Here is a 13141-nt window from a genome sequence, read left to right as displayed (position 1 = left end):
TTATGCAAAAAGCAACCGAAACAGTTTTAGAAATAGATTTAAACGCCTTAGCGCAAAACTATCGGTATCTTACTTCAAAATTAGATAAAGACACCCGGGTTATGGGGGTTGTAAAAGCTTTTGGTTATGGAAGCGATTCGGTAGCAGTAGCGAAAGAGTTAGTTATTTTAGGTGTTTCCTATTTTGCAGTTGCTTATCCGGATGAAGGAATTTCACTTCGCAAAGCAAGCATTGAAACTTCTATCTTAGTTTTACATCCGTTACCGGCAACATTTAAAAAAATAACCGATTCTTGTATGGAACCCGCGATTTACTCACGTTCCATGTTAACGCAATTTATTGATTTTGCTGAAAAAAGTGGCCTCACAGATTTTCCCATCCATTTAAAGTTTAATACCGGGTTAAATAGATTAGGCTTTATTGCAGATGATATTGATTTTATTGCTGAAAAGACTACTGCTACTTTTAGTGTGAAAATTAAATCAATGTTCACGCATTTAGCAGCAAGTGAAGATGCTGCAGAAAAAGATTTTACTGAATCGCAGTTGGGTCAATTCAAAGATATTTCAGAAAAAATTATTAATAAGATTGGGTATAAACCATTGCTTCATACGTTAAATACATCTGGCGTTTTAAATTACCCCGAAGCGCAATACGATATGGTACGTACTGGGATTGGTTTGTATGGTTTTGGTAACGACCCCGAAGAAAACAAAAATCTAAAACCAGTTGCGACTTTAAAAACGGTGATTTCACAAATCCATACCGTAAAAAAAGGGGAAACTGTTGGATACAACCGTGCCTTTAAAGCTTCTGAAACAACAAAAACTGCAACCTTACCTGTAGGTCATGCTGATGGAATTAAACGTATTTTCGGAAACAGAAAAGGCTGGGTAACTGTACATGGTAAAAAAGCCTCAATTATTGGTAATGTGTGTATGGACATGATTATGATAGATGTTACTAGTATCGATTGTGACGAAGGCGATGAGGTGATTGTATTTGGCGAAAACCCCTCGGCTGATGAGCTTTCTAAAGTAATTAACACCATTCCTTATGAGTTGATTACAGGCGTTTCACAACGTGTAAAACGGGTTATTTGTCGAAAATAAACACTTCTTACTTCTTTTAATACAAGTTTTTGTCTAAATTACTTGCTGTTAACCTAATAAACCAATCAACATGTTAAAAGAATTCAAGAAATTTATTATGACGGGCAATGTCATCGATTTGGCCGTTGCTGTTATCCTTGCCGGAGCCATTAGTTTAGTGGTCAAAGGATTTACTACTGATATTATGATGCCAATTGTAGGTCATTTTGCCGGTGGATTAGATTTTGCCGATATGAAGGTAGTACTCGATCAGGCGGTTGTAGGTGCCGATGGCAAAATTGTTAAGCCCGAAAATGCCGTGATGTATGGTAATTGGATCAATGCTATTATTAACTTGATTATTGTTGGTTTTGTCCTTTTCCTTATGGTTAAAGCTTATAACAAGACCAAAAAACCAAAAGAAGAAGCTCCTGCTGCACCAAAGGGTCCTACTCAGGAAGAGTTGTTGGCTGAAATTCGTGATGAATTAAAAAAACAAAGCAAATAAACTATTTAGTTCCTAATTTAAGTTAGGAAACCGCTACACTACTTATTATTCAATACTAATTAAACCCTTCGTTACTAAAAGTTTCGGAGGGTCTTTTTTTGGTTTTATTTCAGAAAAAATCAAACCATACTGTGTATTTTTACATCAAAATTGAAAACCATGACAATAGCCGTTATTGGTGCCACAGGAATGGTAGGCACTGTCCTTTTAAAAGTATTGGAAGAACGTAATTTCCCAATTAGTAACCTGTTGCCTGTAGCTTCAGAGCGATCTGTAGGAAAAGAGGTTACTTTTAAGAGTAAAAAGTATAAAATCGTTTCATTGCAAGATGCGCTAGCAGCCAAACCGCAAATCGCTATTTTCTCTGCTGGAGGAAATACGTCATTAGATTGGGCACCAAAATTTGCCGAAGCGGGTACTACGGTTATTGATAATTCTTCCGCTTGGCGAATGGATCCAGATAAAAAACTGATTGTTCCAGAAATTAATGCTTCTGAATTAACCAAAGAAGATAAAGTCATCGCTAACCCCAATTGTTCAACTATTCAGTTAGTGATGGCGTTGGCACCGCTTCATAAAAAATATAAAATGAAGCGTGTGGTAATTTCTACCTACCAATCTGTTTCAGGAACTGGTGTAAAAGCGGTACAGCAAATGGAAAACGAAATGGCTGGTGTAAAAGGCGAAATGGCGTATCCATACCCCATTCATAAAAACGCATTACCACATTGCGATGTTTTTGAAACAAATGGATACACTAAAGAAGAAATGAAATTGGCGCGCGAACCTCAAAAAATATTAAACGATCGTACATTTTCAGTAACGGCAACTGCGGTACGTATTCCAACGGCTGGTGGACACAGTGAATCGGTTAATGTGGAGTTTGAAAACGATTTTGACCTGACGGATATTCGAAAGGAATTACACAATACCCTAGGAATTACAGTGCAGGACAATCCAGATACCAATACCTATCCAATGCCAGTCTATGCGCATAACAAAGATGAGGTGTTTGTCGGTCGCTTACGAAGGGATGAAACGCAACCAAACACATTAAATATGTGGATTGTGAGTGATAATTTAAGAAAAGGGGCTGCTACCAACGCCGTGCAAATTGCTGAATATTTGGTAGAAAATAAATTAGTGTAATCTTTTAAAAAAAGTCTTTTAACCTCGAAATCAATAATTTGGTGTCGAGGTTTTTTATTTTTCAGTATATTTAAAAAAGAAACACTAAACAACCATCCCTATGAATTCAACTTTTACTACTATTCTGCGTATAATCCTTGCGTTGGGTTTACTCGTTTTCGGATTTAATAAATTTATTGGTTTTATGCCTGCGCCAGAGCTACCGGAAACTGCTGGGAGCTTTATGCAATCTTTAAAAGCAACTGGTTATGTTTTACCTATTGTGGGTGCTCTGGAGATTTTTATTGGTTTCCTTTTACTTATTAAAAAATGGGTTCCGTTTGCTTTGCTTTTATTAGCTCCCATTTCGGTTAACATTGTATTATTTCACTTGTTTTTGGATCTTCCAGGTATAGCAGGCGCCATTGTGGTTACAGTAATCAATATTATTCTAATTTATAAGTACTGGAAAGTGTATCGTCCATTGTTTCAGTATTAATTTTTTTTCTGAAGAAATTACTAACAAACTTATAACAGTTTACATGAGTGGTTTTTACTACATTTACCGACTACTAAATTATTTTAATATGAAAAAACTAATCATACCTATTGTAATTGGCCTTACCGTTGTGGCTTGCAAAGAAGAACCTAAAAAAGAAACTACTGCTTTGACCTATCCCGAAACCAAAAAAGTCGATACCGTAGACACCTATTTTGAAACCGAAGTAAAAGATCCCTACCGTTGGCTCGAAGACGATATGAGTGACGAAACTGCCGACTGGGTGCAACGTGAAAATAAAACCACCTATGGCTATCTAGATAATATTCCTTATCGTGATGCACTAAAAGAACGCTTATCAACACTTTGGAATTACGAAAAAGTAGGCGCTCCTTTTAAAGAAGGTGACTACACCTATTTTTATAAAAACGATGGTTTACAAAACCAATATGTAGTTTATCGCTACAAAACAGGAGAAGACCCAAGTACTGCTGAGGTTTTTCTCGACCCCAACACATTTAAAGATGATGGTACTATTTCATTGGACAATTTGAGTTTTTCTGAAGATGGAAAAACAACTGCTTATAGTATTTCTGAAGGAGGAAGCGACTGGCGGAAGGTGCTAGTTATGAATGTTGAAGACAGAGAAATTGTTGAAGACACGTTAATAGACATTAAATTCAGTGGCCTTTCATGGAAAGGAAACGAGGGTTTTTATTACTCTAGTTATGACAAACCAAAAGGTAGTGAGCTTTCAGCAAAAACAGATCAGCATAAATTGTATTATCACAAATTGGGAACGTCTCAAAAAGAAGATGAATTGATTTTTGGTGGTACAGAAGCCGAAAAACACCGTTATATTGGCGGGAGTGTTTCCGAAGATAACCAGTACCTTACCATTAGTGCTAGTACTTCTACCTCTGGAAACAAATTATTTTTAAAAGATCTGACCAAACCGGATAGTAAGCTGGAAACTATTCTAGACAATACCGATAGCGATACCTATTTATTGGACAATGACGGTAGCAAATTGTATTTAGTAACCAACCTGAACGCACCCAATAAAAAAATAGTTACCGTTGACGCTGCAAACCCAACTCCTGAAAATTGGAACGATTTTATTCCTGAAACCAAAAACGTGTTGAGTCCTTCAAAAGGAGGTGGTTATTTCTTTACAAAATATATGGTCGATGCTGTTTCAAAAGTGTCCCAATATGATTATGAAGGAAACAAAATACGGGAAATAGAACTGCCAGGCGTAGGAAGCGCAGGAGGTTTTGGAGCCAAAAAAGATGAAAAAGAGCTTTATTACAGCTTCACTAACTATGTAACACCAGGAAGTATTTATAAATTTAATATTGAAGAAGGAACTTCAGAATTGTACCGCAAACCAGAAATAGATTTCAATCCTGAAAATTACGAAAGCAAGCAAGTATTTTATACTTCAAAAGATGGTACAAAAGTCCCAATGATTATTACCCACAAAAGAGGTATCGAACTGAACGGTAAAAACCCAACCATTTTATATGGTTATGGAGGTTTTAATATTAGCCTAACCCCAAGTTTCAGTATTACCAATGCCGTTTGGATGGAGCAAGGCGGTATTTATGCGGTACCCAACCTACGTGGTGGTGGCGAATACGGTAAAGAGTGGCACAAAGCCGGAACTAAGATGAAAAAGCAAAATGTGTTTGACGATTTTATCGCTGCAGCTGAATATTTAATAGAGAATAAATACACTTCAAAAGATTATTTAGCCATTCGTGGAGGCTCTAATGGAGGATTATTAGTTGGAGCAACTATGACACAACGTCCCGATTTAATGAAAGTAGCATTACCTGCTGTTGGTGTTTTAGATATGTTGCGGTACCATACATTTACAGCTGGAGCTGGTTGGGCATATGACTATGGAACAGCCGAAGAAAGTAAAGAAATGTTTGAATACCTTAAAGGCTATTCGCCATTGCACAATGTAAAAGACGGTATGGAGTATCCTGCAACCATGATTACCACTGGCGATCACGATGACCGGGTAGTACCGGCTCACAGCTTTAAGTTTGCTGCTGAACTTCAAGAACACCAAAGCGGTTCAAACCCAGTTTTAATTAGAATTGAAACCGATGCGGGTCACGGTGCAGGAACTCCTGTAAGTAAAACCATCGATCAATATGCTGATATTTTTGGATTTACCTTATACAATATGGGGTATGAAGTGTTACCTGAAAAAGTAAACGAAAAAATTAAAGAGTAACTTCTTGTTAATATCATAAAAAAGGTTGTCAATCTATTTAAAACTCGGTTGACAACCTTTTTCAATATATAATTTTATGCTGTCCGTATCCATACAATCATTTTCATACGATTCAAAAACGATACTTCAAAATATTAATTTTGAACTGAAGCGTGGAAATCATCTTGCCGTTTTAGGCGAAAGCGGTTGTGGAAAATCTACCTTACTTCATATTGTTTATGGTTTGTTGCATGTAGAAAATGGGTCTGTTTTGTGGGAAAATGAAAAATTAAAAGGTCCTAGTCACACGCTCATCCCGGGCGAACCGTTTATGAAGTTAGTCGCTCAAGATTTAAACGTGATGCCTTTTACCACTGTTCGAGAAAATATCGCGGAGCATTTACCACGATTGAATCCTAATGAAGAAAGTGATCGTGTAAACACTTTGTTGAAAGTAGTCGATTTAGAAGCTTTTGCTAACCGAAAAGTAAAGAACCTCAGCGGCGGCCAAAAACAACGAGTTGCCTTGGCTAAAGCACTTGCAAAAGCCCCAAAATTGTTATTGTTAGATGAACCTTTTAGCAGTATTGATACTTTTCGGAAAAATAAATTACGTCGGAGTTTGTTTCGTTATCTAAAAGAAGAGAATATAAGTTGTATCACCGCTACGCACGATGCTGAAGAAGCCCTCGCTTTTTCAGATGAATTATTACTGTTGAAAGAAGGAGAAATGGAACGCTTTGGGAAACCAGAGACAATTTATAACAGTTTAGAAACTGAATATCAAGCTGGTTTTTTTGGAGATGTTACAGTCCTTCCTTCGCAAGTAAACTCTTCAGAAAAAAGGATATTGCTACCGCATCAATTAATCGTTTCTTTAAAAGAAACCAATCTAAAAGTACAGATTAAAAAGTCTTTTTTTAAAGGAAGTCATTATTTAATTGAAGCTGTTTATAAAGAACTTCCAGTATTCTTCAACCATTTTGAAAGTATTGAAAATGGTAAAACAATACCTCTAAAAGTAAAGCCTCACAAGATTTAAAAATTTGTGAGGCTTACATATTCTTCTATTTCTTCTATATTATCTAACTTCTAAATAGTTTTTACAGCATCATCAATTTCTGTTTCGCCTTGTAAAATTTCGAAAGTCTTATCGCTTGCAATATCGTCGTGAAGGGCTGCAACCAATGTTTCGGCTACGTCATCACGAGTAATACTACCACGTTCATTTAGTTTTTTGGCTAGTTTTATTTTGCCTGTGCCTTTATCATCAGTCAACGCTCCTGGACGCACTATGGAATAATTCATTCCGCTATTTCGTAAGTGTTCATCTGCATTTTGCTTGGCTTCCAGGTAGTGTTGCAAATCTTCAACTTGCTCTGGATTATCAGCCCCCATAGAACTTAACATTACAAATTTTCTAATCCCAGCAATTTCGGCAAGGTCAATTAGTTTTTTAGCCCCTTCTTGGTCAACAGCTGTGGTTTTTTCTTTTGAACTACCTCCACCAGCACCAGCTGCAAAAACAATTTTATGGATTCGCGTTACAGTATGGCTTACGTTTTTCTCTAAATCGCCCATAACTGTCTCGATATCATTTTTTTTAAATTGCTCCGCCTGTTCTTGATGGCGAATCATCGCTACAGGTTCATAATTTCTATATTCGTCTAATATATCTACTATTTTTTTTCCTGTGGTACCGTTGGCACCCACTACTAATACTTTTTCCATATGTGCAATTTACAAACACTATGAAACTTAAAAACCTACGTTAACGCCTTTTAACGTAGGTTTTAGGATGGTTTTAATAAATTTTAAGTTTAAAAAAGTAGGTTTACACTTTTACAATCATCTTTCCTTTGTTTTTTCCGTCAAACAAGTCAATAAAGGCCTGTGGTATTTTGTCAAAGCCTTCCACAATGGTTTCTGTATACGTTAATTTATCTTCTTGCAACCAAGTGGCTAGCTGTTGAACGGCTTCACCAAACTCCTCTTGAAAATCTCGAACGGTAAACCCTTGCATCAAAACACTTTTTTTAATTAGGGTAGTTTCATGTCTTGGACCAGTAGGTCGTTCAGTCTCATTATATAGTGAGATAGCACCACAATTTATAATTCTACCTTTTCTATTAATGTTTGCCATAGCGGCATCTAGAATTTCACCACCCACATTGTCAAAATAGACATCTACTCCATTTGGACAAGCTTCTGCAATTGCTTTGCTCATATTATCAGTGGTCTTGTAGTTGATGCCTTCGTCAAAATGAAACTTCTCTTTAATGGTTTTTATTTTTTCATCGGTTCCGGCAATACCAACTACTTTACAGCCTTTAATTTTTCCTATTTGGCCGACAACCGTTCCCACAGCACCTGATGCTCCAGAAACTAATAATGTTTCCCCTTTTTCAAGTTTACCAATTTTTTTGAGGCCTAAAAGTGCCGTAATTCCGGTGAGTCCCAAAACTCCTAAATATGCTGATAATGGTGCTTTGCTGCCATCCACTTTTTGAAGCCCTTCTCCATTTGAGGTTTGAAATTGCTTCCATTGCAACATGCCATTTACATAATCTCCTTTCTTAAAATCGTTCGAGTTGCTCTCCAGTACCTCAGCGATAATACCCGATTCTACTGGTTCATTAAGTTGAAATGGTTCTATGTACGATTTTTCATCCCGCATTCTTCCGCGTAAATATGGATCTACGGAAACATACTTTGTTTTTAATAATACTTCTCCTTTTTCTGGGCTTGGTTTTTCAATTTCTTTAAACTCAAAATCGTCAAGGGCTGGTCTTCCTTTTGGTCTATTTTTTAGCAATATGGCCTTATTCATTTCTTTTTCAATTTTTTTTAAATTCAGTGTTCTATAAAGTTACAAGTTTGTAAGGACAGCAGTTTAGGTGTTATGTTGATTTTTGGGTTTTTTCTGAAAAGATTAACGTTCTTACCTTAGTAACACAGTACCTTTGCAATTGAAACATCAAGATTTGAACCTTACAGAAACCATTTCAAGCAACTTTCAAGACCTGATTCAGTTTTTAAAAAGCACCGACTTTTCAAAAGCTATCATTGTTGGTATTGCCCTTTCATTACCTATTTTAATTGGTTTGCAACTTGGCTATTTCGAAATAGCTATTGCCTTGTCGTTTGGTGCCTTCTGGAGCTCACCAAGTGATGTAAGCGGTAGTTTTCGCCATAAGACCTACGGAATTTTATATTCTATTGCACTCATTGTTATAGTAAGTTTTATTGGCGGATATCTTGATTTTGATACATGGTTTTTAGTACCTGTACTAGGTGTGTTGACCTTTGCCATTTCATATATAGCTGTTTTTGGCTTTAGGGCATCTTTAATTAGTTTTTCCGGCTTATTGGCGCTGGTATTGAGTTTTGCCCACGAAGCCGAACGATTAGAAACCTATGAATATGCTTTTTTTGTAGGCCTTGGCGGACTATGGTATTTATTATTAGCTACGATTTGGCACAAAATCAACCCGAAAGGACAAACCGAAGAACTCCTCACGCAAGCCTATCAATTAACGGCACAATTTTTAAGAATTAGAGGAAAGTTAATTGGTCCCCAGTCAAACAGGGAAGCGTTGCAATCTCAGCTTTTAGATTTACAAGCGGACATTAGTGACAATCATGAAACCCTTAGGGAAATTTTAATTTCCTCTCGTAAAAGCTCTGGTAGATCTATCTATCAAAGTAAACGATTATTGGTTTTTGTTCAGTTGGTCGATATACAAGAAATGGCCTTGGCAAACCCTGTGAATTATTCTAAAATGGATGAGTTATTAGATGACCATCCTGAGTACATAAAAAGCTTTCAAAATTTACTTTTTGAAATGTCCAATCAATTACTTCTTATTTCTGAAGCAGGTCAAAATGCGAAGAAAATTCCGAAGCATGACCAACTAATTCAAATTTTCAGAAAGATTAAAGAAGAGATTTCCCTTTTAAAATCCAGTAAAGAAGATTACGATTATGAAGGGTTTTTAATGCTTCAAAACTTATTGGAATATCAAGAGAAGCAAATTGAAAAAATTCAGAAAATAAAATGGTTGCTAAGCAATCCAAACCCTAGAGAACTTACTTTTATTAAAAAAGAGGTGGCAAAGCGTTTTGTAACCACACAAGATTATAATCCAGCGTTGTTGATTAGAAACTTAAGTTTTAAATCGGCTATTTTTAAACACGCTTTACGCTTAGCAGTAGCGGTGATGGTAGGTTACGGCATTGGCGTGTTTTTTGATTTCCAAAACCCATACTGGATTTTGCTAACTCTTATTGTTATTATGCGCCCTAGTTATGGCCTAACTAAAACCCGATCAAAAGAACGTATTATAGGTACGTTAATTGGTGGCGCCATTGCAACCGGAATTGTTTTCATTACTCAAAACACCTACGTTTTTGCTGTTTTAGGAATAGGCTCTTTGGTTATGGCACTTTCCATGCTGCAAAAAAATTATAAAACTGCCGCCACCTTTATTACACTGAGTGTGGTGTTTATTTACGCCATTATTAGACCCGATGTTTTAACGGTTATTCAGTTTAGAGTGATTGATACATTAATTGGAGCAGGAATTTCTACCGTTGCTATGTTATTTTTATGGCCAGCCTGGGAGTTTATGGACATTAAAAGCAGCATTGAAAAAAGCGTAGCGGCTAATAGGGTTTTCCTTTCAGAGATTATCGATTACTATCAAGAAAAAGGTAGTTTGCCACCCACATTTAAACTAGCGAGAAAACATGCATTTTTAGAAATGTCTAATTTAAGTGCCGCTTTTCAACGCATGACACAAGACCCAAAATCGAAACAAAAAAACTTGGAAAAGATTTATGAGCTAGTCGTACTGAACCATACTTTTTTATCTTCCCTCGCCTCGTTAAGCACCTATATTCAAAACAACCCAACGACTGAAGCTTCTAGTAGGTTTACAACCGCAGGAGAACATATCGATGAAAATTTAGAGCATATTTTATCCTTTTTACAACAAAAAAAAAATGGTTCAGTAGCGGTTAATGTGGAAAATAAGAATGAGTTTTTCAAACAAGAGCTTCCGAAATTCACTACAGAAAATCCTGATTTACCTACCTCTGTTCATCCTAAGTTAGAGCGCCAATTTCAGGAAGCACATTTGGTGCGGGAACAATTACACTGGTTGTTTTCTATTAGTAAAAAGATGCTTCAGATAAGTGAAAAAGTTCAATTTGGTTAATTATTACTGAAGTCAATACATCTAAATAAGGAAAAGTTACCGCAGAAAGGATGTAACACGAAACAGGATTCACGACGTATTTGCTCGTGGTTCTTGTTTCCCTATCATCGTGTTTCTATAAAGTTACTTGCTCACTAAACCACACGTTTAATTTTAATTTCTTTCTCATTAAACACAAACGCATCTCCTTTTTGCTTCCCCAAAAGCAATTGCCCGATGGGTGAATTTAACGCCACACACATATAATTTGTTTTTCCAACTATCGAAGTGCCAATTGAAATACTAAGAAAATACGTTGCCTGATTAGTGTAAACCAAACTCCCAAGACGGGCATAATCTGACTTGGATTTGACGTCAATTTTACGCACCAACTGCTGAAGTTTTTCTATTTCTTGCAATTGCTTTCCGGCATTTTCACGGTCTATTTGTAGCATCGCCCGACCGGTTTCATGTTTGTCACCCGCACTGCTTTTAGACTCTTCAAAAAGCGATTCCTCAATACCTGAAATAGTTTGTTTTATTTTACCATAACGCGTTTCTACCACATCTTTGCATTGGTTCAATAAAGTGGTTTTTAATTCTTTTGTCGTCATTTATCACTAGTTTCTTGTAACGTAAAAGTACCATAATAGCGCATTTGTTTTACAATCCACGCCTTTCTTTTTTCAATATAAGATGAAGCTGGAGAAGCCCTATAATTTCTTGGGTTTGGCAAGATAGCAGCGATTGCGGCGGCTTCGTATTGTGATAAATTTTTAGCATTTTTATTAAACCAATACTGTGCAGCAGCCTCCGCACCAAACACACCGTCACCCATTTCGATACTGTTTAAGTACACTTCTATGATGCGCTCTTTGCTCCACATCGTTTCGATTAAAAAGGTGAAATACACTTCCATTCCTTTCCTAAACCAACTTCGTTCTGGCCACAAGAAAACGTTTTTTGCCGTTTGTTGCGAAATAGTACTTGCTCCGCGCAACTTCTTTCCTGTTTTATTCTTTTCGTACGCTTTTTCAATGGCATCATAATCAAACCCGTTATGGTTTATAAAATTTTGATCTTCCGAACAAATAACAGCCAATTGTAAATAAGAAGAAATAGCATCAATAGATTCCCATTGATGCTTCATTTCATAATTTTCATCTCCGTTATACGAACGAATTGCCATTAACGGCGTATACGGAATGGGTACAAATTTATACGCAACCACCCACAGGACAGTGATAACGATAAACCATACCAGTGTTTTAAAAATAAATTTTAATAGTCGTTTCATTCACTTGCTAGTTTAGCTAAATTAGTACCAATAGCACTCCCAATGGCCACTCCCATTCCGCCAAGACGAACCCCGCAAAATATCCTTTCTGAAAGCTGTTTTACAATGGGTTTTTTTTGTGTTCCTACGCCCATAATACCGCTCCATCGCCTATCAATTTCAAATGAAGTTTTAGGTAAAATAGTGGTTTGTAGTAGTACTTCCAATTTACTTTGAATTTTTTCTGTAGTAATCATTTCAGTGGTTTCTTCCCCTTTAAAATCAAGGTTTCTTCCGCCACCAAAAAGAATTCGATTATCAATATTTCTGAAATAATAATAGCCTTTATCTAGATGAAAAGTGCCTCTAATATGTAGGTTATCAATGGGCTTTGTAATTAAAACTTGAGCACGTGCGGGCTGTACTTCTTCACTTAACAATTGTTTGGCAAAGCCGTTAGTTGCAATGCACACTTTTTTTGCTGAAACTTCAATTTCATTGTTAAGCTGAAAGGAAGCTGAGTTATTTTCTTGTGACAGAGTAGTAACTTCGGCACAATTTAGAACAGTAATTCCTTCTTTGTATACTTTCTGAAGCAACGCATGCATCATCCTTCCGGTATCTACTTGCCCTTCAAACTTGTTAAAGATAAGCTGCTGCTGAATTTTTTTAAATTGAAAAGTATTCTCAGTAATTGAAAACACGTCGTCATTAAAAATTGGCTTCAATAATTCATTGATACTTTGTAATTGGGATTGACACGCTTGAAAGAGTTCGCCGTCTTCTTCCGTAAACAATTCATATCCGCCATATTCTTTAAATTGAAGTTGTCCATCACCAATATTCTTCCGAAGCAATTGCAAGCCTTCTACGCGTTCTTTTACAAGGTTGGTAACTTCTGCTTCAGAATGTGTTGAAAGATCGTCTACTATTTCCGAAAGGCTTCCAAAACAAGCAAAACCGGCGTTTTTAGTGCTGGCGCCACTGGGCAACATTCCTTTTTCGAATACCGTAATGTTGGCCGTTGGATGCTTCTTTTTAAGAGCCAAGGCACAGTTGAGACCGACCAATCCACTGCCAATGACAGCGAAGTCGATGTTTTGTAACCAGGATTTATGTTCCCAATAGGAGAGATTCATGTATGCAGTAATTAGACGTTATCGGTCACTTCGATACACTTCGGTAAACTCAGTGCATCGCATTTCTCGTTC

12 protein-coding genes are annotated in these 13141 nt (G+C 36.7%); 7 read left to right on the top strand and 5 right to left on the bottom strand.

The window, feature by feature from the left end:
* Window positions 1-2 precede the first annotated feature (2 nt).
* The 6 genes from alr to DZ858_RS03930 all read left to right on the top strand — a co-directional run bounded on the left by alr (window position 3) and on the right by DZ858_RS03930 (window position 6498).
* A complete protein-coding gene (gene alr, locus DZ858_RS03955) occupies window positions 3-1112 on the top strand; it encodes an alanine racemase (RefSeq protein ID WP_117158233.1) in 1110 nt (369 codons plus the stop codon).
* Window positions 1113-1182: 70 nt separating this feature from the next.
* Complete coding sequence (gene mscL, locus DZ858_RS03950) at window positions 1183-1599, top strand: large conductance mechanosensitive channel protein MscL (protein WP_117158232.1); 417 nt, start codon at window positions 1183-1185, stop codon at window positions 1597-1599.
* Between the two features lie 159 nt (window positions 1600-1758).
* Window positions 1759-2748, top strand: coding sequence for an aspartate-semialdehyde dehydrogenase (locus DZ858_RS03945; protein ID WP_117158231.1), 990 nt, complete (start codon window positions 1759-1761; stop codon window positions 2746-2748).
* Window positions 2749-2848: 100 nt separating this feature from the next.
* A complete protein-coding gene (locus tag DZ858_RS03940) occupies window positions 2849-3226 on the top strand; it encodes a DoxX family membrane protein (RefSeq protein WP_117158230.1) in 378 nt (125 codons plus the stop codon).
* Between the two features lie 88 nt (window positions 3227-3314).
* Complete coding sequence (locus DZ858_RS03935) at window positions 3315-5477, top strand: prolyl oligopeptidase family serine peptidase (RefSeq protein ID WP_117158229.1); 2163 nt, start codon at window positions 3315-3317, stop codon at window positions 5475-5477.
* A gap of 76 nt (window positions 5478-5553) precedes the next feature.
* Entirely contained in the window at window positions 5554-6498 is a 945-nt protein-coding gene (locus tag DZ858_RS03930) for an ABC transporter ATP-binding protein (RefSeq protein WP_117158228.1), read from the top strand.
* A gap of 50 nt (window positions 6499-6548) precedes the next feature.
* Here DZ858_RS03930 and DZ858_RS03925 read toward each other — a convergent pair whose 3' ends face one another.
* Both DZ858_RS03925 and DZ858_RS03920 read right to left on the bottom strand, forming a co-directional pair.
* Window positions 6549-7187, bottom strand: coding sequence for an SDR family oxidoreductase (locus tag DZ858_RS03925; protein WP_117158227.1), 639 nt, complete (start codon window positions 7185-7187; stop codon window positions 6549-6551).
* A gap of 103 nt (window positions 7188-7290) precedes the next feature.
* A complete protein-coding gene (locus DZ858_RS03920; protein ID WP_117158226.1) occupies window positions 7291-8286 on the bottom strand; it encodes an NADP-dependent oxidoreductase in 996 nt (331 codons plus the stop codon).
* Window positions 8287-8425: 139 nt separating this feature from the next.
* Between DZ858_RS03920 and DZ858_RS03915 the strand changes: the two genes are divergently transcribed.
* Complete coding sequence (locus DZ858_RS03915; RefSeq protein WP_239990714.1) at window positions 8426-10675, top strand: FUSC family protein; 2250 nt, start codon at window positions 8426-8428, stop codon at window positions 10673-10675.
* 134 nt (window positions 10676-10809) lie between these two features.
* On the opposite strand, the gene DZ858_RS03910 is transcribed toward DZ858_RS03915, so the two are convergent.
* From DZ858_RS03910 to DZ858_RS03900, 3 genes are read right to left on the bottom strand one after another with little or no spacing between them, the layout of a single operon-like run.
* Window positions 10810-11268, bottom strand: coding sequence for a 3-oxoacyl-ACP synthase (locus DZ858_RS03910; RefSeq protein WP_117158225.1), 459 nt, complete (start codon window positions 11266-11268; stop codon window positions 10810-10812).
* Window positions 11265-11951, bottom strand: coding sequence for a monofunctional biosynthetic peptidoglycan transglycosylase (mtgA, locus tag DZ858_RS03905; protein ID WP_117158224.1), 687 nt, complete (start codon window positions 11949-11951; stop codon window positions 11265-11267). The genes DZ858_RS03910 and mtgA overlap by 4 nt, the downstream gene beginning before the upstream one ends.
* The gene (locus DZ858_RS03900; protein WP_117158223.1) at window positions 11948-13069 is read right to left on the bottom strand and encodes an NAD(P)/FAD-dependent oxidoreductase; all 1122 of its coding nucleotides are present in this window, start codon (window positions 13067-13069) and stop codon (window positions 11948-11950) included. Before DZ858_RS03900 ends, mtgA begins: the two co-directional genes overlap by 4 nt.
* Window positions 13070-13141: the final 72 nt, after the last annotated feature.

The sequence above is a fragment of the Marixanthomonas ophiurae genome (assembly GCF_003413745.1).
GTDB classification, from domain to species: Bacteria; Bacteroidota; Bacteroidia; order Flavobacteriales; family Flavobacteriaceae; genus Marixanthomonas; species Marixanthomonas ophiurae.
The sequence above is the reverse complement of the archived record's forward strand: the minus strand, read 5'-3'. Positions and strand labels throughout refer to the sequence as shown.